Raw genomic sequence first — 26194 nt, 5'->3', positions numbered from 1 at the left:
GGCGTAGCCTACCCGCAGGGCTTAGGGGAGGCGGGGTGATTAAGTAACGAGTAACGAGAGTGGCAAGTAACGAGTAGCGAGTAGCGGGCGCGAAATGAATCACTTTTCACCCTTCGACTATGTTGCTCCTCCGGAGCCGCTGAGTGCAAAGCACTCGCTTCGCGTTTCATGTCGCTTGCGAAACGCGAACAGGGCAAGCTCTTCACTCTTCACTCTTCACTCTTCATTCTTCATTCTTCATTCTTCACCCTCCCACTCTCCAACTATTCTGGCACGGGAAATAAGGGTTATGCTGCCTTCCCCTAGAGGTTACATTTGCGTCGTTGTTTTTGCAGTCGTACTTGCAATTCTGGGGTGATGCCGACTTCCCCAAGGTTGTATAGTCGGTCGAATTCCCGTTGAAAATGAGCCGCCACGGTGGGGTTATGGATCACAACCAGATTCTCGTCGTTGAGTTGGTTGGCCGCTTGGCTCCAGTTTTGGGAACCGGAGATGACGATATTGCTATCAATTACTGCAAATTTATGGTGGAGTTTGTCTCCAGGCGGCAGTTCCGCAGTACCGACGGTCAAGATGGGGGAGGGCCAAGGACGGTTATTGGCCTCGTATTGACAGCGGTGGTCGGGCATGGCCAGCCCCAGCATGTCCAGGGCTTCGCTGTAACCTCGGTAGACAAAGCTGGGATCGATCAGGGCACTTACCTCGACTCCGGCTTCGCTTCTGGCAGCCAAGGTATCGCTCAGGGGCTGGTCCGAGAAGACGAATAGGGCCAGGCTCACCTGTTGGGTAGCAGTCCTCAGGATCTGGTCAATCAAGCCGTTACCGCTCTGGGTCCAAGGTCGAGAGGACGACGTGGGCGAAAACTGCACCGTCAGGATGCTGCCGGGGAGACTTACAGTTTGGGCCGGGCGATAGGGTTTGCCTAGCCCGAAAAGACTGTCAGGGGCCCCGCCGGGGCCGTCTCCCCAGAGATAGGTAAACTCTTGCTGAAAGATACGGGCCACGGGAACGCTGTCTAAGACAATGATGTGGTTGGTATTGCCACGGCTGTCGGGGTTGTCTAGATCGCCGTGGATGCCACTGAGGGTCCAGTTGGCAGACCCGGTGACGACGTAGCGTCCGTCTACCACCATGAATTTATGGTGCATCAGGCCACTACCTTTAGACCCATCGGCGGTGTCATCTAGGATGGGGATCTGGGCTTGCTGCAGAATATACAGGGCATCCCGTTGGCTGAGCTCGTCGGGACTCAGTTGGCCGTCCCCATCGCCATCGGTTAGTTGCAGAAAGTCTTCATATTTGGTGCGATCGCGGCCATCAAGGTCGGCTAAGTCGGTCGGCGTAAATTGGCTCCAAGAGCGGCTGTAGGTATCTTCTAGGATTACTCGCACCGCCACTCCAGCTTGACTGCGCTCTCGCAGGGCTTGGGCAATTCCTGGTAGATTCAGCTCATGGACGGCCACGTCGATGGAGACCCGGGCTTGTTCGATCACGGCAATAATCTGGTGTTCTAGGTCATCGCCGTAGCGCTCAATGTCGCGGTAGGCATCCCGATAGGTATCGGACTGGACCTGATTGAAATACACCTGAATCTGTGGATCTTGAGGCAGGGGGTCTAAGGCAGGGGGTAGGGAATCGCGGGCCTGCCAACGGCCAACGGTCAGGGTGAATAACAGGCTGACGGCTCCTAGAACCCCCCATTTGCAGCCAGAAGAGAATGATGACACCGCTGATATCCAAACGCATCTAGGCTTAGCTATCCCCCGTACTGCCATCGCTAACAGCCAGCCGCCATCACCTATCAAAGCTCAATGTCAGGGAGCCCCATGGCAATGGGCTAGGCAAACATTACATTTTGTATGCTTCCGGATACAGTCAGCTCACGCTTGGTAACAGTCATCATCGGTTGAGTCCGACCAGAATTTACGTGGCCTCTGGGCCTGACGCTGCAAAGGATCGCTGCGGGTAAACTGGGCCATGACCCGGTACATGCGCTGGCGCAGAACTATTGCGCCGTCTAAACAGTACAGCTGTGGTCATGGCCTCGGCTGAGCTCGCGATGGCATCGCCTAGTATGCCAAGGCAGAAGTAGGAAGGCAGAAGGCAGAAAGGGAGATCCTGATAAATGTAGCCTTGCCGCTCTAGTCAACAGAGGCATTATTTCTGCCGCAGAGGCCTAGGGGGCGGTCACGGTGAGATCTAGAGGAGAGCCTGGGTCTCCCTGGATGGTGACGCCGCGCTGGTTGGCGTGGAGATGACGAAGCAGGGTGTAAATGATCTCAATATCGTCGCTGTGTTGGGTCTGGGCTGCCAGTTCCTCAAGGGAAAGGGGGCGGTCGGCCTGTTGCAGGGTTCGCACTACTTGCCGCTGTAACTCCAATACGCTGGCTGCCGCTTTCTTTCCTGCCTCTACCCCGGGCTGGTGATACGCGTTGACATTAACCAGGGAGGCATAGAGGCCCACAGCCCGCTCATAGAAAGCAATCAAGGCCCCCACCATGTGAGCACTAACCTCGGGGATGGTGATGGTAATCGACTCACGGTCTTTTTCGAACAGGGCTCGACGAGTTCCCTGCAATAGACCAAACAGATAATCTCCGGCCGTGACGTCGGATTCTACATCAGGGGACTTGCCGTCCCGGTCTTTGAGTACTTCGATGAAGGTGACAAAGAAACTGGGCACCCCTTCCCGTAACTGCTGGACATAGGCATGCTGATCGGTGGAGCCCTTATTGCCATAGACGGCAATGCCCTGATACACGACGTTGCCGTCTAGGTCTTTTTCTTTGCCTAGGGACTCCATTACTAGCTGTTGCAGATAGCGGCTAAACAACAGCAGGCTATCTTTGTAGGGCAGAATCACCATGTCTTTCTCACCCTTGCCATTACCCGCGTGGTACCAGGCCAAGGCCAACAGGGCCGCCGGATTATCCCGTAGCCGTGGTACTCGAGTCAACGCATCCATGGCCTTGGCTCCGCCCAGGATGGAGCGAATATCGATGCCCTGTAGGGCCGCTGGCAGTAGGCCCACCGCCGATAGCTCTGAGGTGCGTCCCCCCACCCAGTCATGCATGGGGAAAGTGGCCAGCCAGCCCTCTTGCTTAGCGAGGACATCGAGTTTACTGTCGACACCAGTGATGGCGACGGCCTGACGAGGGAAGTGCAATCCTTTCTGCTCGAAGCGCGTCCGCACTTCGATCATGCCGTTGCGGGTTTCGGGGGTTCCCCCCGACTTGGAAATCACCAGGACGATAGTGGTACTGAGGCGATCGTCTAGACGAGCCAGGATACGGTCAATGCCTTCGGGGTCGGTGTTGTCGATGAAGTGAATAGCCAAGGGAGGGAAGTCGGGACCCAGGGCCTGGGCCACAAACTGAGGCCCCAGGGCAGAGCCGCCGATGCCAATGGAGAGAATGTCGGTGAAGCGTTCTTGGCCAGGGGGATAGATGACACTGGTGCGAATCTGGCTGGCGAACTGCTCAATGTCAACCAGGGTGTCGATGATGCTCTGTCGCAACTCTGGGGTCGGCGCCAAATCTGGATCCCGCAGCCAATAGTGACCCACCATGCGATCTTCGTCCGGATTTGCGATCGCACCTTGTTCCAAGGCCGCCATGTCCTTAAACGCCTTTTCAAAGCGCGGAGTCATTTGCTGCACAAACGCCGCGTCAAACTGCATGCGACTGATATCCAGATATATCCTCAGCCCGGCGTCATAGTAGAGCCAGTCTCGGTAGCGGTGCCAGAGAGCTGCTGCGTCCATCCCTATCTCCTTTCCTGCCATGAACCACTTGACCACTGATTCAGTGTACCGGCTGCAGTTTAAGACAGCGGCATCCAGCCTGGAGTCAGTGGCGATTCCCACTATCCCCGACTACCACCGTCTGATAGACTATGTCACTGAGGTTAGGCGTGGCAGAAGGACGCAAATACGGCAGTTTTGGAGGATTTGTCCCGTGGAAAGCACCCTCGGTTTAGAGATTATTGAAGTCGTTGAACAAGCTGCGATCGCATCCTCCCGCTGGATGGGAAGAGGCGATAAAAATACCGCCGATCATGTGGCCGTGGAAGCCATGCGGGAGCGCATGAACCAGATCCACATGCGGGGTCGCATCGTCATTGGTGAGGGAGAACGGGACGACGCCCCCATGCTCTATATCGGCGAAGAAGTCGGTATCTGCACCCACGAAAACGCCAATGCCTTCTGTAATCCCGATGAATTGCTCGAGATCGATATCGCTGTCGATCCCTGTGAAGGCACCAACTTAGTGGCTTATGGTCAACCGGGGTCCATGGCCGTACTTGCCATCTCCGAAAAAGGCGGACTCTTTGCCGCCCCTGACTTTTACATGAAGAAACTGGCAGCTCCGGCTCGGGCTAGGGGACATGTGGACATCAATAAGTCCGCCACCGAGAACCTGAAGATTTTGTCTGAGTGCCTCGATCGCAGCCTCGACGAGCTGGTTGTCGTGGTCATGAAGCGGGATCGGCACAAGGATTTAATTCGGGAAATCCGTGACGCCGGCGCTCGGGTGCGGCTAATTTCCGACGGCGATGTCTCTGCCGCCCTCTCCTGCGCCTTCATGGGCACTAACGTCCATGCCCTCATGGGCATCGGGGCAGCCCCAGAAGGGGTGATTTCTGCCGCCGCCATGCGCTGCCTGGGAGGCCATTTCCAGGGGCAATTAGTCTACGACCCCGCCGTGGTTAAAACCGGCCTCATTGGCGAGAGCAAAGAAGACAACATCGCTCGCCTCTCGGAAATGGGCATCACCGATCCCGACAAGGTCTATAACGCCGAAGACCTAGCCTCTGGAGAAACCGTCCTGTTCGCAGCCACTGGCATCACCAAGGGCGATCTCATGGACGGGGTGCGGTTCTTCCATGGGGGTGCCCGTACCCAGAGTCTAGTTATTTCCAGCCAGTCCAAGACCGCCCGCTTTGTCGACACTATCCACATGTTCGACCAGCCCAAGTCATTGCAATTACGCTAGGGGCCAATTGCCCTGTAACCATCATCCCTCAGCAACGATGGGGCATGCTTCCCCTGCTGCTGGCTTTGTATGTCAACAAATACCGGACATTTATCTTTACCATGGGATAGAGGTAGTCCCCTTGTAGGTCGACGCTTTATCCCTTTTTGTTGACTTTGTTATCGTCCTTTGGTCTCTGTAACGCCAATTTGATGGACTTTTGTTGAGTTTTCTTGAGTCGGGCTCGGTTTCTTTTTAAGTTCAAAATTGTTGGCGTTCCTTGAAATTGCCAAAGCCTGTTTAAATCAAGCGATCGCCCCGCTTGGGCCAATGCATTAAGAAACGTTGTTGGGAGGAAGAATGAATATCGCCGTAGTGGGCTTAAGCCATAAAACCGCACCCGTTGAAGTCCGCGAAAAGCTAAGCATTCCAACGCCCCAGACCGCCGATGCGATCGCACAACTCACCAGCTACCCTCATATCGAAGAAGTCACCATTCTGAGCACCTGTAACCGCTTAGAGATTCTCATTGTCACGGAAGAGACCGAACAGGGGGTGCGCGAAGTTACCCAGTTCCTAGCAGACTACGGGCAACTCTCCCTCCATGAGCTGCGACAGCATCTATTCATCCTGCTGCATCAAGACGCCATTACCCATCTGATGCGGGTGTCGGCAGGGCTCGACAGCCTAGTTCTCGGGGAAGGGCAGATACTGTCCCAGGTGAAACATGCCCATCAACTAGCCCAGCAACACAAAGGGGCTAGCCGCATCTTGAACCGTCTACTGAAGCAAGCCATCACTGCCGGTAAGCGAGTTCGCACCGAAACCAACATTGGCAGCGGTGCCGTTTCCATCAGCTCCGCGGCCGTTGAGTTAGCCAAACTGAAGCAACCTAATCTCGGCGACTGCCGCATCAGTATTCTAGGAGCCGGTAAGATGGCCCGGTTGTTGGTACAGCATCTCCTGTCCAAAGACGCCACCCAAATTACCATTCTCAACCGCACCCTACCTCGAGCCAATGAATTAGCCGCGCAGTTTCAGCAAGCCTCCATCCGCACTGGCACCATGGACGAGTTAGAGGCCACCTTAGTTGCCTCCGACGTAGTCTTTACCTGTACATCAGCTACCGAGCCTATTCTGGATCGTCAGGCCTTAGAAGCTATTCTGTCACCAGATCAATCGATGATGTTGTTTGATATTGCCGTGCCTCGTAATGTGCACCGCAACACCAATGACCTCGATAATGTTCACGCCTTTAACGTAGACGACTTAAAAGCCGTCGTTGCTCAGAATCAGGAGAGCCGTCGCCGTATGGCTATGGAGGCCGAAGCGATTCTAGAGAATGAAGTCGATAGTTTTCTAGACTGGTGGCGCTCCTTAGACACAGTTGTGACCATCAGCAGCCTGCGCAGCAAAATTGAGTCAATTCGAGAGCAGGAACTCGAGAAAGCCCTCTCTCGCCTAGGCGCCGAATTCGGGGAGAAGCATCAAGAGGTCATCGAAGCTCTGACCCGGGGTATCGTCAATAAAATTCTCCATGATCCCATGGTGCAGTTGCGGGCCCAGCGAGATATCGAAGCCCGCAAGCATGCCATGCAAACCCTCCACTTGTTGTTTAACCTGGAGCCTACCCCGAGCAAAAAGTAGATTCTTTGTCTACGGCTACAGAAAGCCTGAAAAAGCCTGGAGGCTTTACCTCCAGGCTTTTATAAGACGCCTAGCTACGAGCCGCTGGGCGCTTTTTAGTAGCGATAGGTGCTGGCACCCGGCTTGTGGACGATGAAGCTAAGAATTTGGCATTGCTTCACATTGTCAAAGCCCACCACTCGGATGAAACAGTTGGAGTACTCAGAACGACACGCCTGCACCTCACTCAGGACTTCCTGGGGCGTAGAGGCATTAAATAGAGGCAGCTTCCACATGGTCCAGTAGTAAACCTCAGGATCCGAGGTTTCATTGAACTCAATCGCAGGAATATAACCCATCTGCAAGATGTAATCAATCTGCCGCTCAATCTGGGCATCCGTTAAGGGGGGCAGATAAGATAGGGTCTCGTAACGACGCTCTTTGGGCAGAGTTTTCATGGTTCCTCGTTAGTAATCTTCAATGGTGGATGATGTCGATAGGGCATTTAAGACAGATTGGCAAAGACTACCACTGCCGTCCATAGTCCTGTCTTCAAGACCCATTCGGCGGCTCTGAGTCTGGTGTAATATCGATGCGGGCATCTGCATCAGCCACTAAGTCATCAGAGCTCATCTGGGTGATTTGCTCTAAATGGCGGCGTCGGTGTTCCATATTGGCCTGCTGAATGCCACTGTTCACCATCTCCGGCAAAAACTCGGCAATTTCTTCGAAAATGTGCTGGCGTACGGTCATAATCCGCATAGCCAAGTCAGGATGCTCCTGTAGTAAGGCTTCGATATAAGCCTCACCGTCTTGAAGCGCCTCCCTGGTTGAAAAGGCATTCAACCAGTAGGCACGGGGCACATCGGTCTCCCGAAGCTGGCTTAAGACAGTTTTGACTGCCTGAAACGTGAGATAGCTAATGAGTACCTTGGCGGTATCCTTGGCTGTGCGCTTGAGATCCATCGATGTACTGGGTCCCCTAAGGGGAAACTTCGGCAGAGATGGCTTAGCTTGACTACAGCCCACTGCCACATTTTTTTTAGGCAGCTATTCACAGTTTGGGAACAGCAGTCAAACACCACGACGCCATGGGCAGAGAATGCAATGGTCAAAGACCACACCCCAAAGGGCTATCGCATCCTTCTAGATAGCCTTAGAGCTTATCCATGGTCTCAAATTCGAACTTGATTTCCTTCCACAGTTCGCAGGCCGCTGCCAGCTCAGGAGACCACTTGGCAGCTTCCTTAATGATGTCAGAGCCTTCACGGGCCAGGTTACGACCTTCGTTACGGGCCTGCACACAGGCTTCCAGGGCAACTCGGTTGGCCGTTGCTCCAGGCGCATTGCCCCAGGGGTGTCCCAGGGTACCACCACCGAACTGCAGTACGGAATCATCGCCGAAGATTTCCACCAGAGCCGGCATGTGCCACACGTGAATACCGCCGGAGGCCACCGCAAAGACACCACCCATGGAGGCCCAATCTTGGGTGAAGTAGACCCCGCGGGACTTATCTTCTTCGACGTAGTTTTCCCGCAGCAGGTCGATGAATCCCAGGGTGCTCTCCCGATCACCTTCCAGCTTGCCGACCACGGTACCGGTGTGGATGTGGTCGCCACCGGACATGCGCAAACACTTAGCCAAGACCCGGAAATGCATGCCATGGTTACGCTGGCGATCGATGACGGCGTGCATGGCTCGGTGAATGTGCAACAGCAGGCCGTTGTCGCGGCACCATCTAGCCAGGGTAGTGTTAGCTGTAAAGCCAGCGGTCAGGTAGTCGTGCATGACAATGGGCATTTCCAGGTCTTTGGCGAACTGAGCCCGCTTCAACATTTCTTCGCAGGTAGGAGCGGTGCAGTTGAGATAGTGCCCTTTAATTTCACCGGTTTCAGCCTGGGCCTTGTGGATAGCATCCGCCACGAACAAAAAGCGATCGCGCCAGCGCATAAACGGCTGAGAATTAATGTTTTCGTCGTCTTTGGTGAAGTCTAGACCACCGCGCAGGCATTCATAGCAGGCTCGACCATAGTTCTTAGCCGACAGCCCCAGCTTGGGCTTAATGGTGCAACCCAGCAAGGGACGACCGTACTTATTTAGCTTGTCCCGCTCCACGGTGATGCCATGGGGGGGACCCTGGAAGGTCTTGAGGTAAGCAACGGGTATTCTCAGGTCTTCTAGACGCAGGGCTCGCAGAGCCTTGAACCCAAACACATTGCCTACGATCGAGGTGAGCATGTTGGTCACAGAGCCTTCCTCGAAGAGATCCAAAGGATAGGCGACGTAGGCGATGTATTGATTGTCTTCGCCAGGGACAGGCTCGATGTCATAGCACCGACCCTTATAGCGATCCAGGTCGGTTAGCAGGTCGGTCCACACCGTCGTCCAGGTCCCCGTGGAGGATTCTGCTGCAACGGCGGCTCCAGCTTCCTCTGGAGGCACCCCAGGCTGGGGAGACATTCTAAAGGCGGCCAGAATGTCGGTATCTTTCGGGGTGTAATCCGGGGTGTAGTAGGTCAGCTTGTAGTCCTGTACCCCGGCTTTATATCCAGCTTTTGACTGAGTCGATGTCTGAGAGTAAGACATATCTCCCTTCCTGTGAATCTACAATCTCCTCATGAACCCCTCGAGGGCAACAACCCCAGGCAACCCTCCTGAAGAGCCTCCAAGGACTGACTCAGCGCAGAGGTTGCATGTAATCGAGGTGGCTAGCAAAAAACAGAGCATTACCGCAATGGCTGCTCCATAAGCACTCAGGTGTCCTGCAGTACCCTATGCCCTAAGAATACTACCAGCGATCAAATAAGTTTGATTTCGAAAGATCTGTATATATTCATAACTTTTAGTTATGCATTTTCTTAGCATCCCATGATGTTTTTTCACATGATGTAACCTGGCCTCACCATGGGGGTTTGGCCGTGGTGCTTGGGTGATAACGGCATGGCGTTAACTGCTGGGTTAAGGAGCTGCCGTATCTGTTTAAGGGAATCTTGGCCAGATCGTTGAAGTCATCCAGATTAGCCAGAAGCCGAAGCTCTAGGAGCCATCTAATGGGCGACTGCTTCAAGCTGTATGGCGGTTGTTATACTTGTGGGCACTCACAGCGGTTATGGCTAGGTCGACCCCATGACACTGACTGACACTAGCCCCTTCGTCGTGGATTAGGGAGACGCACATATATGCCAGGAAAGGCATCCCGTAGATTGCTAGCTGCCCTAGCTGGCTTACCCTTGTTGGGGTGGGGAGGCTTCACTACTGCCTTGGAGCATGATCACGAGGGCGGTGCCCAGCTTGCCCAAACTCCGGCATCGGAGTCAGCCCTACCCCCCTCGACGGTGGATAGCTTGCCCTCGGAAACGGCAGCTCCGGCGGCTGACTATCGAGTGGGGGCATTGCAACCCGACTACACCGGTAGTCTCTGGGTAGGATCTTGGCAGGGATTGGCTCGCATTGATCCAAATAGTGGTCGCATCCAGGCGCGGATAAACTTGCCCAGTCGGACCATCGGGGCCCTGGCCCAAGATCGGGTGGGTCGGGTTTGGGTAGGCACTTACGATGGCCTAGTCCGGGTGGAGCCGCGGACGGACGAAATTACGGCTCAAAATTTTCGCTTGCCATCCAATCGCATCCTATCGCTGTTGATCGATAGCCGTGGATTTCTCTGGGTGGGCACCGATCGCGGCTTGGCTATGGTCAGTCCAGACCGCGGGTTACTGATGACGACGCTACAAACTTTACCAGGGGTTAGCGCCAATACACTGGCACTCGATCAAAATCAGCATCTCTGGGTCGGGACCTTGACAGGGTTGGTACAAGTCAATACTGCTGGGGCTTACACCATGGGGCGTGTATATGGCCTGTCTGGACAAGTGGTGCAGGCCCTGCGGCTGGGCCCCCATGGACAACTCTGGGTCGGCACCCCAACTGGGTTACAGGTGGTTGATCCGGTTAGCCGCCGGTTGGTGCGGTCGGTGACGGTGATGCGCGATCGCAACGTCTTGAGCCTTAACTTTGATGCCGATCGCAGCCTCTGGGTCGGTACTGACGCTGGGCTGTACAAACTCAATCCTTATAACGGTGCCGAACTGGGCCGGGTGCCCAATCTACCGTCTGGCCGCATTCTGGCGTTGACCTCAGAGGTGGGAAATAAACTATGGGCTGGCACCAGTGAAGGCTTGGCTTGGATTAGCCTCACCACTGGTCAGGGACGTACCCACCGGGGCTTTATGAACCCAGCGGTGGGACAAGCTTTGCCTTAGGTCAAGGGCAACAACGGTGCTCACTTCATTAAAGCTCTTTGATATTCTGACAACCGTATCCTTCGCGTGAGGTCGGCATGGTTGTCAACGTGCACCAGTTTAAGCAGTGGAAACGAGATGGACGCGCCATCGTCGTACTGACCGCTTGGGATTATATGTCGGGGCAAATTGTCGTCCAGGCAGGGGCTGATATCGTCTTGGTGGGAGACTCTCTGGCCATGGTGGCCTTGGGTTATGAGACCACTCTACCCCTGACCCTGGAGGAGATGCTGCACCATGCCAAGGCGGTGCGACGGGCCGTCGACCGGGTCCCCCTGGTGGTCGATATGCCATTCCTCAGCTACCAGGTGAGTGTGGCCGGGGCCATCCACTCGGCCGGGCGAGTCTTGCAAGAGACAGAAGCTACAGCCGTAAAGGTGGAAGGGGGGCACCCTGCGATCGCACCTACCATTGCCGCCCTGGTGCAGGTCGGCATCCCCGTCATGGGCCATGTGGGGCTCACCCCCCAGTCGGTGAATCAGTTCGGTGGCTTTCGTCGCCAGGGCACCTCTGCCGAGTCAGCCCAACGTATTCTGGAAGAAGCCAAAGCCGTAGAGGCTGCCGGAGCCTTTTGCATCGTTCTAGAGCATATCCCGGCCGAGCTGGCCCAGCAGATCAGCCAAACCCTGACTATTCCCACCATCGGCATCGGGGCCGGTGCCCATTGTGACGGCCAGGTGCTGGTCACCGCCGATGTCTTGGGCCTGTCGAGCTGGCAGCCGAAATTCGCCAAGGCCTACGGCAATTTGCGCCAGAGCGCCATAGATGCCGCCCATCAATTCTGTGAAGAGGTGCGGACCCGGCGCTTTCCCAACCCCTAAGCAGTTCGTTCAGGAGGGGACCACCGACGTTACCATCAGACCTACTGATCCACCGCTATCAGGGAGAAGCCATCCAGCCCAAGCGCTTGGCCCTAGATGGCCCCTATCTGGCCCTAGCCGCCGACCTGATCGAGTGCTTTCGGCAACACCAGGGCAAGTCCCAGGGAGAGCTAAATCGCCACCTCCAAGAACTGGAAGGAGAAAACACCGACTACCGCATCCAGCGAGGGTTGGCCCATATTCTCCGCAGTAGCTTCGCCCACTTCGACATCGTCAGCCCCTTAGAGCCTTCCCAGTTACGGCAACGGGTGTTTACTCTGGCGGCTACTACTGTCCCTAACCCTACTCAGGCTCAGCACCACCTGGCCATTCTGGCTCAGCAGCTCAGCCAAGAGCTAGAACGAGAGGTCACCCCTGCCGACATCCGCCAGGGACTCTACGCCGATCTACAGGAAAACCGGATTCTGGTGGAGTGCGAGGCTCCCACCGCCGCCGCCCTACTGCACCGCTACAACCTATCCCAAGTACAGGGCATCTTCTACAAGGCCAGTCAGGTGGTACTGAATCTCCACCGCAACGACCCGGGCGAATATAAGCTGATGTTCCGCTACCTGAAGCTATTTCGCCTGATGGCCTATATCGAGGGGGATGCCGACCATGGCTTCACCATCACCATCGACGGCCCCACCAGTCTGTTCAAGCCCAGTACCCGTTATGGCCTCGACATGGCCAAGGTGCTACCGGCTCTGCTCCATGTCAGCCGCTGGAGCCTGATGGCTACCCTGCAGTTGCGGGATCGCTATAGCGGCAACCTGCGGCAACATCACTATACCCTCAAGAGCGACTGTGGACTGGTCTCCCACTATCCCCCCGGCAAACCCTACGACAGCCTCCTAGAGCAGTCCTTCGCCAAGCGTTGGCCGGCGCAGAGTGAGTGGCGTCTGGAACGGGAAGTGGATCTGATTCCCATCCCCGGCAGTGTCATGATTCCTGACTTCCGTCTGGTCCACCAGGATGGTCGGGAGTTTTTACTAGAAATCGTGGGCTACTGGCGCCCCGATTATCTGCGCAAGAAATTTGCCCAAGTGCGGCAGGCAGGCCAGGTTCCTTTAATTCTGGCGGTGTCGGAGCGGCTAAACCTGGACAAGGCTGGGGTGCGGCTGCAGGATATTCCGGTCCCCATTGTTTGGTTTAAGGAAAAGCTGCAGCCTAAGGCCGTCTTGCAGGTGCTGCAGGGTATTTGCGATCGCACGAATTCGCCATAATCTAGAGATACGCGATGGCGCACCCGAGCGAATGGATTAGGAAGGCCTATGAGCACGATCTTGATCGTAGATGACAGTTCCACCCTGCGGGAGATGATCGCTGGCCTCCTAATCAAGCTAGGAATGACCGTGACCGAAGCCAAAGATGGCGTCGAAGCCCAACAAATACTGCAAACCAACCCTCCAGATCTGATGGTGCTCGACATCATCATGCCCAATATGAACGGCTATGAACTCTGCCGCTGGGCCAAGAATAATCCCAGCACCAAAGACATCCCCATTGTCATCTGTAGCTCCAAGGGCGAAGAATTTGATCGCCATTGGGGCATGAAACAAGGGGCCGACGCCTACATCGCTAAACCCTTTCGTCCCAGTGAAATGGTGGAAACCGTTAAGCAACTGCTGCGTCAGCGGCGATAGCCCAACTTTCCATGCACTCCAGGCACTGCTCTACCTGATTGGCAGGCAGAGGGCAGCCCATGAGAAATCCCTGGATGCTATCACACTCTTGGTTGCGCAGGAAGGCTAGTTGGCGCTCGGTCTCAACCCCCTCAGCAATGACTTTAATGTCGAGGATGTGGGCCATGGCGATAATCGCGCTGATAATGACTCCAGCATCCTGACTGACACCCACATCCTGCACAAACGACTTATCGATCTTCAGCACACTCACGGGAAAGCGCCGCAGGTAACCCAGAGAGGAATAGCTGGTGCCGAAATCGTCGATGGCAATCTGCATCCCCATGGCTCTGAGTTGCTGCAATAGCTGGCTAGTCAGATGGACATCTGCCATGGCAAAGCTCTCCGTCACCTCCAATTGCAACAGATGAGCCGGGAGTCCTGCCTGTCTCAGCACCCGGGCAATTCTATCGGGTAGCTGAGGATCCTGAAGTTGCCGGGCCGATAAATTCACCGACATGCTCAGCTCCTGCCCCGCATCGTACCAGACCTTGGCCTGGGCACAGGCCGTCTGCAAGACCCACTCGCCAATGGGCACAATCAGACCAGTTTCTTCTGCCAAGGGGATAAAGTCCGATGGTGAGACCAGCCCCCGTTCTGGGTGATGCCACCGTACCAAGGCCTCCATCCCCTGGCAACGGCCATTGGCCAAGCAATAAATCGGCTGGTAGTACAGACAAAATTCCTGGCGCTCAATCGCTCGCCGTAGGTCGGCTTCCAATTGCAGCACCGTCATCGACCGGCGGTGCATGGATTGATCAAAAATGACCTCACAGGAGCGGCCTCGGGCTTTAGCTTCATACATGGCTGTATCGGCATCCCGCAGCAAATCCTCGGGATGGCAGTAAGTGGCATTGACCGGGACGATACCAATGCTGGCACTGACAGAGATATCGTAACCGTCCAGGGTCAGCGGCTGCAGTAACTGGGTCTGAATGCGACGGGCAATTTGGCCCACCCCCGCCGCACTGCTGAGGTTATTGAGCAAAATCACAAACTCATCCCCACCAAAGCGGGCCACAAAGTCGTTGGGGCGAACACAGGTGGCTAGACGCTGGGCCAAACACTGCAACAATTGGTCGCCAGCGGCATGGCCTAAGCTATCGTTGACAATCTTGAAGCGATCTATAGCAATCCCAGTTGATTTATGAACAAGGTGAATATTCTTCTATTTTAGAAAAATCGAACTTTTGATGATCTATAAAGAACTCAAACAGATACTTTACAGCGGGGAAAGAACGACACAACCTCCAAAATCTTCTCAATGAATTTTTGGCTTGTAACCAAACATCTTCCACTGGATTTTGTTCTGGTGAATTGGGTGCAAATAGAATACATTTGAATTGCCATTCTGTCTCTTCCTTCCCATGATTGACTGTAGCTAAAAAATCTTTGATCTCTTGTGACTTATGATAACTAGCGCCATCCCAAATTAATGCGATTTGCTTCCCAGGATTTTGTTCCTGCAAGTACTTCATAAAAGCAACTGTATTCTCTCCATTCCCTTTCTCGTAAGGATGCAAAATAAATTCTTTTGTTTGATAGTTTAATGCGCCATAATATGTTTGCCTGATTCTCTCGTTTGTAATAGGGATTTCGATTCGCATATCTGTCTTGCCCCAGACATATCCACAAACATCACCCCAAAGGAGATGACACTCATCCAAAAAAAGTACAATCAATTCCCCAGACTCAATTTTGAACTGGTTTTGACGGATAAATCCTTGGATTTCTTCTCTTTTTTTTTGACTAGAGCTGGATCAGATTTCGGGTTGGTTTTTTGAGATTTCTTCCAACTAATACCTGCTTCCGAAAAAAGTGTATAGTAGCTTTGCTTAGACTTGTAAATCACATCATAATGTTCATCTAAATATGAAACTAATTCATCAAAGTTCCAGTAGTTTCTGGTTCTCAGCCACGAGATAATTTCTGTACGATCATCTGGGGTTAGGTAACTTTTTGATCCTTGGTAGCCGAGTTTAATACCTTCAATGCCTTGTGCTTCGAATCTGTTCTTCCAATATGTAATAAAAGACTTGTTTATTCCCAGAAATTTGGTAATCTTAAAATATGGCTCACCCTCCAATGCCATTTTTACAGCCAATGCTCGCTTAAGCTCTCTTGAATCAGGATTACTACTTATAAAGTCTGATAGAATAGCACGATTATCTACTTTTTGTTGGTGTTCTAATTGAAAACTATTCATGAGTACAACTGTATTGACAGCTTGATGATATTTATATACTACCCATTCTAAACTCATTTAGGGTTGCTATAGATCTAGCAACAACACCGCTGCTAGATACTGAGGATGGACTCGCACTGTGTCCAAGGTTTGCTGGAGTTGCTGGATCAAATGGGTGCGGTTGGGCAGATGGGTGAGACTGTCGTGCAGGGCCTCATAACGCAATTGTTCCTCTGTCTGCTTGCGAGCTGTGATGTCGGTCAATGACCCGGCAATGCGATTGGTTTGATGCTGCTGATCGCAAACGGCCAGACCACGCACTAGAACCCAACCATAGCGACCGTCTCCCCTGAGCAGGCGATGTTCACTCTCGAAGTGGGGGGTTTCTCCCTGCAGATGGGCAGCCAGACTCACCTTGACTGAGAGCAGATCTTCGGGGTGGATGCGGCTAAACCAATCCTCGGGGCTAGCGCCAATGGTTTCCTCGTCATAGCCCAGGAGGGTTTTCCAGCGACTGGAGTAGTGCATACGATTGCTGCGCAGATCCCAGTCCCAGATGCCATCATTGGCTCCTTGCAGCGCTAGGGCGTAGCGTTCTTCACTCTCCCGCAGATCGGTCTCGATGCGGTAGTGGGCATGGAGAATATCCACGAGCAGAGACGACCAACGATTGAGTTCATGCACCAGATCTCGGCTCCAAATCAATCCCCGCATGGGACGATCACAATCCCCGGCTTGCACCTGTAGCAGATACTCTGTGAGCTGGCGAATCAGTTGTATCATTTGCTGCGATAGTATCCAGGCCGATAGCCAAGTCATGCTCACGATGGTAATCCCGATCAGGGCAATGACGGTGCCCAAGGGAACAGACGCTGACAAGGGACCCTGCTCTCCATCCCAGGACTCTAAGTTCAGCAACAGCAGGGAAACACTACTGCCCAGAAGACACAGACCGAAAGATGTCGGGATCAAGCTCAGGTGTGGGCGCATCAGAATAGACAGGACTCTTACAAATTGCCATGGGGAGCTGCAGCAGTCGTATTCGAGGAATGAATCATAGGCTATCTTCAGAGTGCCCGTGCCCTAAACACCATTCCCGAGGCAGCTCGGACAATTCTCTAAAACTTTAAACTCCAGTGGGAACCTGTAGAAAACCTAGCTGATCATCGTTGCTCTGGGGTCACCCCTAGAATAGAAAGCAAGGGGATCCTGGCCAATGAATCGATGACCTGTCACAGTCCATCCACCACATCGACGACCACAACCACCACAACGCGGCGGGTCGCGCTGCTGGGGATGCCCAATACGGGAAAATCCACCCTGTTTAACCGACTGACCGGGGCCGCGGCGGCGGTGGGCAACTGGCCTGGGATCACGGTAGATCTACTGCAGGCTCCTTTGTCTCTGCCTGAACCAATGGCGGGGCAGCAGGTGGAGTTGGTCGATCTGCCTGGCACCTACGATCTGGGTGGCTTCTCGGATGACGAGCGGGTGGTGCGCCAATTCCTAGAGAATTTTCCCATTGATCTGGTGCTGGTGGTGATCAACGCGGCCCAGGTTGATCGGCAGTTGCGGTTGCTGCTGCAGGTTAAGGCCTTGGGATTGCCGGTGTTGGCGGTGTTCACCATGGCCGATGAAGCTCGCCACTATGGCGTCGAGATTGATGGCGAGGGGTTGGCTGAGCACTTGGGTCTGGCGGTCGAGATCATCGATGCTAAGCGCGGGCAGGGACATCGTCAGGTACTGGCGGCTATGGCATCGATCTTGGCTGGGGAGCCAGAATCCTATCGCATCGACACGTTATCGGAAACGCTGGCGGCCGGAGCCGAGCGGTTGCCTCAGCAGGTGGAGCAGGCCCTGGCAGGGCGGGTGCAGATGCCGGCGCAGCTGACTCGCACGGTGACCGAGACCCTAGACCGGGTGCTACTGCATCCGGTGCTGGGGTTGCCCTGCTTCTTTTTAGGCATGCTGGGGATATTCTGGCTGATCTGGACGCTGGGATTGCCGGCTCAGGATGCCATGGATTGGCTGGCGGGGCAGTTACAGCGGGGGCTACTGGAACCTGTGCTGCAACCGCTGCCTCCTATCGTGCAAGATTTGGCCCTCAACGGCATCTGGAATGGGGTGGCCACGGTGGCCTCTTTTGTGCCGCTGATCGTGCTGTTCTTCATGCTGATGGCGGTGTTGGAGGACAGCGGCTATTTAGCCCGCTCGGCCTATTTGATGGATGCGCTGATGGCCCGGTTGGGGCTGGATGGCCGTAGCTTTGTGCTGCAGATGATGGGGTTTGGCTGCAATGTCCCCGCTCTGATGGGAACCCGGATCATGCGATCGCACACCCTGCGGCTGCTGACCATGCTGGTGATTCCCTTTGCCCTGTGCTCGGCCCGATTGCAGGTGTTCGTGTTCATCATTGCCACCGTATTTCCGGGCGGCAACGGGGCGTTGGTCTTGTTTTCCCTCTATGTCCTCAGTTTTGGGGCCGCCATCGGCACCGCTGCCCTGTTTCAGGGGAGGTTTCCCAACGATGACCCCTTCGTGCTGGAGTTGCCCCCTTATCGGTTACCCACGCTGACCCAGGTGCTGCGCCGAGGCTGGCAGGAAGTAACCACCTTCCTGCGTCGGGCCTCTCGATTCATTATCTTGGGCTGCGTGGCCGTCTGGACCCTGACTGCCCTACCGCCTGGAGCCACTGGGCCAGAGACAATTGGGGGCCACATCGGCCAATGGTTGAGTCCGGTGATGCATCCCATTGGCATCGATCCCTATCTCACCCTGGCGCTGATATTTGGCTTCGTGGCCAAAGAGGTCGTGTTGGGCTCTCTAGCCGTGATCTATGGCCTCAATGCCGCCGCTGTCAGCGGCTATATCGGCGATCATGTCAGCTTTGCCCAGGGCTATAGCTTTTGCCTCTTCTGCCTCCTGTATACCCCTTGCCTCACCACCCTAGTCACCCTACTGAATGAGTCGAAGTCGTGGCGGTTTACCCTACTGTCCGTGGGGTTTTCCCTGGCCCTGGCTTGGCTGACCAGTTGGAGCTTCTATCAGAGTGCTCGGCTGCTCAACTTAGCCTGACTCCCATCGCTATCCAATTGTAGAATTGCTATTCATGCCTATGTCGCGCCCGATTTACCTGGATGCCCATGCCACGACGCCAGTCGACCCCCAGGTAGTGCAAGCCATGCTGCCGTTTTTCACCGAGCATTTCGGCAATCCGGCCAGCATTACCCATGCCTATGGCTGGGAAGCGGAGGCCGCCGTCAAATCGGCTCGCCAGCGGATTGCTGCCGCCATTAACGCCACCCCGGAGGAGATGGTCTTTACCAGTGGCGCTACGGAGGCCAATAACCTGGCCATTAAGGGGGTGGCGGAGGCCTATTTTGCCCAGGGTCGTCACCTGATTACGGTGCAAACGGAACACAGTGCGGTGCTAGATCCCTGTCGCTATCTGGAGGCTCTGGGATTTGAGGTGACCTATCTGCCGGTGCGGCCAGATGGTCTGATTGATCTGGCCGAGTTGGAAGCGGCTATCCGCCCGGACACGATTCTGGTGTCGGTGATGGCGGCCAATAATGAGATTGGCGTCTTGCAACCCTTAGCGGAGATTGGGCAACTGTGCTGTCGGCTTCGTCAGGGCAGTGGCATTCCCTTATTGCACAGCGACGCCGCCCAAGCCCTGGGGAAACTGCCGCTGGATGTGCAGGCCATGGGCATTGATCTGATGTCTCTGACGGCCCATAAGCTCTATGGCCCCAAGGGCATTGGCGCCCTCTACGGGCGGCGGCGGCAGCCGCGGGTAAGGCTGGCGCCGCAACTCCACGGCGGTGGCCATGAGCGGGGAATGCGCTCGGGGACGCTGTATACGCCGCAAATTGTGGGCTTTGCCAAGGCGGTGGAGTTGGCCCTGGAGACGATGACTGCTGAGGCGGAGCGATTGCAGGGGCTGCGACAGCACCTATGGTCGCAGTTGCAACCCCTGCCCGCTGTGCGGCTCAATGGCCACCCGACTCGACGGTTGCCGGGCAATCTCAATGTCAGTGTGGCTGGGGTAGACGGTCAGGCCCTGCTGCTGGGACTGCGTACCATCGCCGCCGTGTCATCGGGGGCAGCCTGTAGTTCCACCAGTACAGCCCCCTCCCATGTGCTCAAGGCCCTGGGCCACAGCGATGAGCTGGCCTATGCCTCGTTGCGGTTTGGCATCGGTCGCTTCAATACGACGGCGGAGATCGATCGGGTTGCCAAGGGTGCGATCGCAACCATCCAATCCCTGCGCCAGGCCACTGATTTGTCCGGATATGTTCGATAAATTGTCTCACTTGGGATTTACCAATACCCGTTCCCAGGCAGAATCTGACACCTCGATAGAGAGTGCAGTAAAGCTTTGACCAAAGACATTGTGTATTTTGCTTATGTTTGCCACTGTGATTTCGCAGTAGAGTGTGGAGATGTGATGACAGGGATAAGGTGATAAAAGCTGATGGAACTACAGTTCGTTGAATCCAGCATGATTCAAGCGTTTGGCTACGATGAGAAAACCGAGACTCTGCTGGTTATCTTCAACTCCGGGAAAACTTATCAATACTCGGAAGTTCCTAAAGAAACCTATGAGGGGCTCTTGGCATCAGATTCGAAAGGAAGCTACATGCGCAACTTTGTAATTGACTGCTACCCCTATGTGTTAATGAAGAAGCGTTAGTGCGATCGCAAGGTAAATTGCAGAGCATAAAGCACTGAATTCTTACAGCAATAGACCTCTTGCACGAATTGAGAAAGTAGTCTCCAATGAGTGCATTTAGGTAGATTCGATAAGGTATGGCCAAGCAGCATGACATGAGCATTACTCCACGTCGCAAGCCACCCCGAAACCCCTTACCCAAGGCTGATAAGCAGGCCAATCGGACCTTGGCACGACTGCGGATACGGGGCGAGCACAGTATTCGTCGACTCAAGCGATTCCGCATCTTTGCCGAACGCTATCGCAATCGACGGCGGCGATTTGGCCTCAGACTTCATTTGCTGGCTGGCATTCTTAACTACGAGATGGGACTGCCAATTTGATTTATGCAAGAGGTCTAGAGAGTCGGGAGGTAGAGGAGTGGAGAAGTGGGGGAGTAGGGAGTGGGCGTGTCGCTCAGTGGCGATGGCTCTCGATAAGACCACGCTTTATCTCCTCGACCAGGGACCTTACCCGGGGGAATTTCGCTTCCCCCGGACCCTTACGACCAGGGCAAACCGCTTGTAGTGTTCGCAAAGCGGCTCCGCAGGAGCAACGAAGTCGAACTACTGCCCTGGACCTGCGGAAGGACTTATCGGTTAGGCGCAAGATCGCGTCGCATCGGCAAGGCGCAGGATTTCATTTGCGGTTAGGCGCAATAGATCGCGTCGCATCGGCAAGGAAGCAAGGGCTTTTTCCTGTTCCCTGCCCCCTTAAACCTTGCCCCCTTTACTCGCTACTCGCCTCCCACCATTTCCCGTGGGTCCTTCCCTGACCAGTCATGACCGCCCTCGCTTCAGTAAAACGACCCACGCTACCCGTTTTCCTTGCCCCTTCACTCTTCACTCTTCACTCTTCACTTTTCCTCCCTCCCCATCTCCCCATCACCCCATCACCCCACCTCCCCATTTCCGCTCTCCGTCCTCCCCCCTCCCTTGATACACTCCCAATGGGGCGATTATTCCCGAGGAGGCCTCCATGACAACTGAGCAGACACAGTCGATTCAGGTGGAAGACGATCGCAGTGGCCTTGGCATTGAGACGCTACGCCGAGCCATCGCCGATAACTTGTTTTATTTGCAGGGTAAGTGGCCGGAAATCGCCACCCTCAACGACTTCTATATGGCCCTGGCCAATACGGTACGAGATCGGCTCATGCCTCGCTGGCTCAATACCATCCGCAACTATCGCCGCTCTGAGGTGCGGGTGGTAGCCTATCTATCGGCGGAGTTCTTACTGGGACCGCACCTGGGCATTAAGCTGATCAATCTAGGAATCGAGGAGTTGGTGCGCCAGGCCGTGGCTGATTCTGGCTTGGCCCTAGAGGATTTGCTGGCCCAAGAGGAAGAACCTGGCCTCGGCAACGGCGGTCTGGGTCGGCTGGCGGCTTGCTACATGGAATCCTTGGCCACCCTAGAGATTCCCGCCATCGGCTATGGCATCCGCTATGAGTTTGGCATCTTCGATCAGGAGCTTCGGGACGGCTGGCAAGTGGAAGTCACCGATAAGTGGTTACAGTACGGCAATCCTTGGGAGATCCCGCGGCCGGAGTCGGCAGTGATGGTGCGTTTTGGTGGTCGCACTGAGGCCTACACCGATGATGAGGGGGCCTATCGGGTGCGTTGGATCCCCGCTCGAGTGGTGAAGGGGGTGCCCTACGATACCCCCATTGTCGGCTACTACGTCAATACCACCAATACCCTGCGGCTGTGGCGGGCAGAGGCGGCGGAATCCTTTAATTTTCAGGCCTTTAACCAGGGAGACTATTACGGTGCCGTCGATCAAAAGATCTATTCTGAGAACCTGACCAAGGTGCTCTATCCCAACGATGAGCCTTTGCAGGGCAAACAACTACGCCTAGAGCAACAGTATTTCTTCGTTTCCTGTGCGCTGCAGGATATGATTCGCCTCCATCGGGGCGCCGGTGGGGATCTGCGGCAGTTTCACCAGAAGTTTGCGGTCCAACTCAATGACACCCATCCGGCGGTGGCGGTGGCGGAACTGATGCGGCTGTTGGTGGATGAACATCGATTGCCTTGGGACGCCGCCTGGGAAGTGAGCCAATCTACCTTTGGCTTTACGAATCATACGCTGTTGCCAGAGGCTTTAGAGAAATGGCCGTTGCCTCTGTTTGGCAGTTTGCTGCCGCGGCACCTGGAGATTATCTATGAAATCAATCAGCGATTTTTGGATCAGGCCCGGGTGCACTTTCTCGGTGACAGTCAGAAGCTGGCCCAGTTATCCCTGATTGATGAGTCGGGGGAGCGCTATGTGCGCATGGCCCATTTGGCTTGTGTCGGTAGCCATGCCATCAATGGGGTTGCTGAGCTCCATTCGGAGCTGCTGAAGCAGACGGTGCTGAAGGATTTTTATCAGCTCTGGCCCCAGAAATTTCAGAATAAGACCAATGGGGTGACGCCCCGGCGCTGGCTACTGTTGTGTAATCCTCGCCTGAGTCAATTGATCACGGAGCATATTGGCACTGATTGGGTCTGTCAGCTAGAGCAGCTGCGCCAGTTGGAAGCCTATGCTGAGGATCGGGAGTTTCAGCGTCAGTGGCGGCAAATCAAGCGGGCGGTGAAGCAGGATCTGGCAGATCATATCCAGCAAACGCTCAATATTGCTATCAATCCCGATTCCCTGTTCGACATTCAAGTGAAGCGCATCCATGAATATAAGCGGCAACACTTGAATGTGTTGCACATCATTACTCTCTATAATCGGATTCGCCGAAACCCCGATATCGATATCGTGCCCCGCACCTTCATCTTTGGTGGTAAGGCGGCCCCAGGCTACATCATGGCCAAGCTGATGATTAAGGTCATCACCTCGGTGGCTGAGGTGGTCAACAATGATCCGCAGGTGTGCGATCGCATCAAAGTTGTCTTCCTGCCCGACTACAACGTCACCAATAGCCAGCCAGTTTATCCAGCGGCAGATTTATCCGAACAGATCTCGACGGCGGGTAAAGAAGCCTCTGGCACCGGCAACATGAAATTCTCCCTCAATGGCGCCCTCACCATCGGCACCCTAGACGGGGCCAACGTGGAAATTCGCCAGGCCGTCGGGGCCGAGAACTTCTTCCTATTTGGCCTCACCATTGAGGAAGTGCAGCAGCTACAGGAAAGCGGGTACAATCCCTGGGACTACTACAATCGCACCCCAGACCTAAAAGAAGCCATCAACCTGATCAACAGCGGCTTCTTCTCCCATGGCAATCGGGAGCTGTTTAAACCCCTGGTAGACTCCCTCGTCTATGACGATCCCTACCTGTTACTGGCCGATTACTCTGCCTACATCGACTGTCAAGATACCGTCGGCCAGCGGTTTCGTGAGACCGACACCTGGACCCGTATGTCGATTCTGAATAGCGCCCGCATGGGCTATTTCTCGTCGGATCGAGCTATTCGGGAATACTGCCAGGACATCTGGCATGTAACCCCCATCTCAGTACAGCTGAAGCCCTACGTCCAGGCTGATGCTGGCCTCAAGGTGGAGAACTGGCACCCCGATGTCTTATAGCCGTGTCACCGGTCAGGAACTGCTGCCATTAGGAAGATTCAACGGTGTCAACAGGGCTGCCGGAGGCGTTACCGGTGTCACCACCTCAGTATAGAGCGCTTCCAAGTGGGAAATATTATCACTGAGGGTGTAGCGGTCTAGCACCCGTTGGCGGGCCTTGCGTCCCAGCAGATCGAGCATTTCCGGCTGATCTCGGCAGATCGGCAGAATCGTCTGCAGCTGACTCGAGACCCGCTGGGGATCCAAAATAATGCCCGCCCCGCCTTCCAATACTTCACCATCGGCCCCCACATCGGTGGCAATGCAGGCCACACCACAGGCCATGGCCTCCAACAGGGATAACGATAGGCCTTCCACCAAGGACGGCAAAATGAAACCATCGGCCCCCCGCAGAATCTCAATGCGACGCTGCTCATCAGCGACAAAGCCTAACCAGGTGACATTGTCCTCGGCTCCGTAAAACATCTTCAAAGAAGCCGTCAGGGGCCCACTGCCGACAATCACCAGCTTACAGCTGGACCCAAGCCGGGCTTGCCGCCATCCCTTCAGCAGCGCTTCCACATTCTTTTCCGGCGACACCCGCCCTTGATAAACAAACAACTGCTCGGCGTTGACCTCTGATTTAATCGTCGATGGTCCTGGTGAGTACTTTTGCGGATCGACCCCATTGGGAATCACCGCCACCGTATCTTCCGGGACGCCCAGTTTCACCAGCAAATCCCGCTGCAGGTTTGAAAACACAATCACCCGGTCGAAATTAGCCAGACAGGGAGTATAGAGTTGATAGGTCAGGTGTTGGGTGCCTGAGGTGAGGCTGCGCACCTTGCGGTCGAAGGGGGGATGAAACGTCGCCACCAACGGTAGCCCCAGCTGATCACAGATCTCAGGTAGACGAAAGTCCAAAGGGGACAGCGTTAGGGAGGCATGGACCAGATCTGGCTGTAGCTGCCGCAGGGCTTCGATTAAAAGCTTGCCTGATTTGGGCGACGGAATTGTCAGGATCTGAGACTTGAATAAAAAGGGTAGAGACACCTCTACACAGTCAGGGTGTTCGGTTTCGGCGTCGGCAGATTGGGCAAAGTGGAGAAACGTAACCCGATGCCCTCGTTCCAATAGGGCATTTGTAATCTCTCGACCATAGGTGACGTTTCCGCAGAACGGAGATTTTTTACCAAGCCATGCGATATGCATTCAAGAATCAAAGAGTCCACGCAGGAAAGACGCCTGCTGTCACCGTACCGTCTCTTGCACAGAAGAGAAATCGCGCCGCAGGCTTGTATTGGCACTATTGAGTTGTATACCCGGCCCAGCTTAGAATCTAGAGTTTCCCGTTAAGCAAACCTCCGGGGCTGAACTTGGACAAGGGGTGTCGTCTCCTTGCAACAACAAAGATCCTCTCCCAGGCAACAGGCCATCTGGTGCAGAGTCCGGATGTCAGAACCCAGCCCAAGGCAGGTCACTGCATTTTACTGCTCAGTAAACCTCTCAGTAAAGCAAGACCCCCCATCTTGAAGCGCAGAGTCGTCATGACGGGGATAGGAGAGAGGAGGCCCTAGGGGCCTCCCTGGCCGGTGCTTGAGATGAGCCAACCATGGTCATTCCCTGAGGCCATAGGCTAAATTGGGGCACGAAAGCTAGCATCATTATGACCATGGGGGAGTCTAGCCCTGATATCGAGAGCGGTTGCGTGACGATATAGCCAGGTCACTATGAGTCAGGATAGTCGTATCTGTTTCCTGGGAGATTCCTTCGTAAACGGCACCGGAGACCCTACCTGCCTCGGATGGACTGGGCGTGTCTGTGCGGCCCTAGCGGCTGCCGGTCGCTCCATCACTTACTACAACTTGGGGATTCGGGGAGAAACTAGCATGGCCTTGGCTCAGCGGTGGCAGGGAGAGGCTACTCGCCGTTTTGCCCCCGGGGCCGATAATCGATTGGTTTTCTGCTTTGGCACCAATGACACCACTTGGGAGCGGGGCCGGGTGCGTATCGATCTGGCTGATACCCTGGCCCATAGTCGCCAGATCCTCAGTATTGCTCGCACGCTGGCCCCGGTCTTGCTGGTCAGCCCGCCGGCGATTGCCGACCCGGCTCAAAACCAGCGTACCCAGCGTCTTTGTCAGGGTCTGCAAGACCTCTGTGCAGACCTGTCAGTTCCTTATATCGATGAGTTTATGCCCCTACAGCAATCCGTCATCTGGATGACGCAAGTGCAGGCTGGGGATGGGGCCCACCCCCAAGCGGCTGGCTATGAGGAGTGGGCCCAGCATATCCTGCAACATTCAGTTTGGCAGCAGTGGATGACCCCATGACGGATTAGGAGATCACTA

General features: G+C 54.9%; 20 protein-coding genes and 1 pseudogene. 12 read left to right on the top strand and 9 right to left on the bottom strand.

What is annotated here, in order from left to right; genetic code table 11:
- Positions 1-302 precede the first annotated feature (302 nt).
- Complete coding sequence (locus XM38_RS05470) at positions 303-1727, bottom strand: phospholipase D-like domain-containing protein (RefSeq protein WP_225889192.1); 1425 nt, start codon at positions 1725-1727, stop codon at positions 303-305.
- 449 nt (positions 1728-2176) lie between these two features.
- Positions 2177-3763, bottom strand: a complete 1587-nt coding sequence (locus XM38_RS05465; RefSeq protein ID WP_080806163.1) for a glucose-6-phosphate isomerase — start codon at positions 3761-3763, stop codon at positions 2177-2179.
- Between the two features lie 193 nt (positions 3764-3956).
- Between XM38_RS05465 and glpX the strand changes: the two genes are divergently transcribed.
- Both glpX and XM38_RS05455 read left to right on the top strand, forming a co-directional pair.
- Positions 3957-4994 carry a class II fructose-bisphosphatase gene (glpX, locus tag XM38_RS05460; protein WP_080806165.1) on the top strand — a complete coding sequence of 346 codons (1038 nt, stop codon included), beginning with the start codon at positions 3957-3959 and terminating at the stop codon, positions 4992-4994.
- Between the two features lie 339 nt (positions 4995-5333).
- Complete coding sequence (locus tag XM38_RS05455; protein ID WP_080806167.1) at positions 5334-6620, top strand: glutamyl-tRNA reductase; 1287 nt, start codon at positions 5334-5336, stop codon at positions 6618-6620.
- Positions 6621-6715: 95 nt separating this feature from the next.
- Here the strand turns inward: XM38_RS05455 and XM38_RS05450 are convergent, their stop codons facing one another.
- The 3 genes from XM38_RS05450 to XM38_RS05440 all read right to left on the bottom strand — a co-directional run bounded on the left by XM38_RS05450 (position 6716) and on the right by XM38_RS05440 (position 9186).
- Positions 6716-7057, bottom strand: coding sequence for a ribulose bisphosphate carboxylase small subunit (locus XM38_RS05450; RefSeq protein ID WP_080806169.1), 342 nt, complete (start codon positions 7055-7057; stop codon positions 6716-6718).
- Between the two features lie 94 nt (positions 7058-7151).
- Positions 7152-7565, bottom strand: coding sequence for a RuBisCO chaperone RbcX (gene rcbX / locus XM38_RS05445; RefSeq protein WP_088429284.1), 414 nt, complete (start codon positions 7563-7565; stop codon positions 7152-7154).
- Between the two features lie 190 nt (positions 7566-7755).
- Positions 7756-9186 (bottom strand): form I ribulose bisphosphate carboxylase large subunit, encoded by a 1431-nt coding sequence (locus XM38_RS05440; RefSeq protein ID WP_080806170.1) that lies wholly within the window; start codon positions 9184-9186, stop codon positions 7756-7758.
- Between the two features lie 593 nt (positions 9187-9779).
- On the opposite strand from XM38_RS05440, the gene XM38_RS05435 reads away from it, so the two are divergent.
- The 4 genes and pseudogenes from XM38_RS05435 (at position 9780) to XM38_RS05420 (ending at position 13404) form a co-directional block, all read left to right on the top strand.
- The gene (locus tag XM38_RS05435; protein WP_080806172.1) at positions 9780-10859 is read left to right on the top strand and encodes a ligand-binding sensor domain-containing protein; all 1080 of its coding nucleotides are present in this window, start codon (positions 9780-9782) and stop codon (positions 10857-10859) included.
- Between the two features lie 77 nt (positions 10860-10936).
- Entirely contained in the window at positions 10937-11719 is a 783-nt protein-coding gene (gene panB / locus XM38_RS05430; RefSeq protein ID WP_080806177.1) for a 3-methyl-2-oxobutanoate hydroxymethyltransferase, read from the top strand.
- 29 nt (positions 11720-11748) lie between these two features.
- A pseudogene (locus tag XM38_RS05425) lies at positions 11749-12984 on the top strand (DUF790 family protein); the annotation flags it as partial.
- A 48-nt stretch (positions 12985-13032) separates the two neighbouring features.
- Positions 13033-13404 carry a response regulator transcription factor gene (locus XM38_RS05420; RefSeq protein ID WP_080806180.1) on the top strand — a complete coding sequence of 124 codons (372 nt, stop codon included), beginning with the start codon at positions 13033-13035 and terminating at the stop codon, positions 13402-13404.
- On the opposite strand, the gene XM38_RS26790 is transcribed toward XM38_RS05420, so the two are convergent.
- The 3 genes from XM38_RS26790 to XM38_RS05405 all read right to left on the bottom strand — a co-directional run bounded on the left by XM38_RS26790 (position 13376) and on the right by XM38_RS05405 (position 16507).
- Positions 13376-14572, bottom strand: a complete 1197-nt coding sequence (locus XM38_RS26790) for a putative bifunctional diguanylate cyclase/phosphodiesterase (protein WP_225889442.1) — start codon at positions 14570-14572, stop codon at positions 13376-13378. The genes XM38_RS05420 and XM38_RS26790 overlap by 29 nt on opposite strands.
- A 16-nt stretch (positions 14573-14588) precedes the next feature.
- Positions 14589-15649, bottom strand: a protein-coding gene (locus XM38_RS28655) for an IS630 family transposase (protein WP_088431532.1) whose coding sequence is annotated in 2 segments (ribosomal slippage) — positions 14589-15187 and positions 15187-15649 — 1062 coding nt in all. Because the reading frame shifts where the segments join, the coding sequence is not laid out codon by codon here.
- A gap of 66 nt (positions 15650-15715) precedes the next feature.
- Positions 15716-16507, bottom strand: coding sequence for a PAS domain-containing protein (locus XM38_RS05405; protein WP_187329291.1), 792 nt, complete (start codon positions 16505-16507; stop codon positions 15716-15718).
- A gap of 345 nt (positions 16508-16852) precedes the next feature.
- On the opposite strand from XM38_RS05405, the gene feoB reads away from it, so the two are divergent.
- The 5 genes from feoB (at position 16853) to XM38_RS05380 (ending at position 23864) form a co-directional block, all read left to right on the top strand.
- On the top strand, positions 16853-18703 hold the full coding sequence (gene feoB / locus XM38_RS05400; RefSeq protein WP_080806186.1) for a ferrous iron transport protein B: 1851 nt from the start codon (positions 16853-16855) through the stop codon (positions 18701-18703).
- A gap of 40 nt (positions 18704-18743) precedes the next feature.
- Complete coding sequence (locus XM38_RS05395; protein WP_088429282.1) at positions 18744-19934, top strand: cysteine desulfurase family protein; 1191 nt, start codon at positions 18744-18746, stop codon at positions 19932-19934.
- 171 nt (positions 19935-20105) lie between these two features.
- Positions 20106-20324 carry a KTSC domain-containing protein gene (locus XM38_RS05390; protein ID WP_080806190.1) on the top strand — a complete coding sequence of 73 codons (219 nt, stop codon included), beginning with the start codon at positions 20106-20108 and terminating at the stop codon, positions 20322-20324.
- A 134-nt stretch (positions 20325-20458) separates the two neighbouring features.
- Positions 20459-20686, top strand: coding sequence for a transposase family protein (locus tag XM38_RS05385; RefSeq protein ID WP_187329290.1), 228 nt, complete (start codon positions 20459-20461; stop codon positions 20684-20686).
- A gap of 634 nt (positions 20687-21320) precedes the next feature.
- Positions 21321-23864 (top strand): glycogen/starch/alpha-glucan phosphorylase, encoded by a 2544-nt coding sequence (locus XM38_RS05380; RefSeq protein WP_080806194.1) that lies wholly within the window; start codon positions 21321-21323, stop codon positions 23862-23864.
- Between the two features lie 12 nt (positions 23865-23876).
- Here XM38_RS05380 and XM38_RS05375 read toward each other — a convergent pair whose 3' ends face one another.
- Entirely contained in the window at positions 23877-25055 is a 1179-nt protein-coding gene (locus XM38_RS05375) for a glycosyltransferase family 4 protein (protein WP_080806435.1), read from the bottom strand.
- Between the two features lie 518 nt (positions 25056-25573).
- Between XM38_RS05375 and XM38_RS05370 the strand changes: the two genes are divergently transcribed.
- Positions 25574-26176, top strand: coding sequence for a GDSL-type esterase/lipase family protein (locus XM38_RS05370; RefSeq protein WP_080806198.1), 603 nt, complete (start codon positions 25574-25576; stop codon positions 26174-26176).
- Positions 26177-26194: the final 18 nt, after the last annotated feature.

Origin of the sequence: Halomicronema hongdechloris C2206 (assembly GCF_002075285.3) — a bacterium.
Classification (GTDB): Bacteria; Cyanobacteriota; Cyanobacteriia; order Phormidesmidales; family Phormidesmidaceae; genus Halomicronema_B; species Halomicronema_B hongdechloris.
Note: the sequence above shows the minus strand (reverse complement) of the source record. Positions and strands in the feature narration are given on the sequence as shown.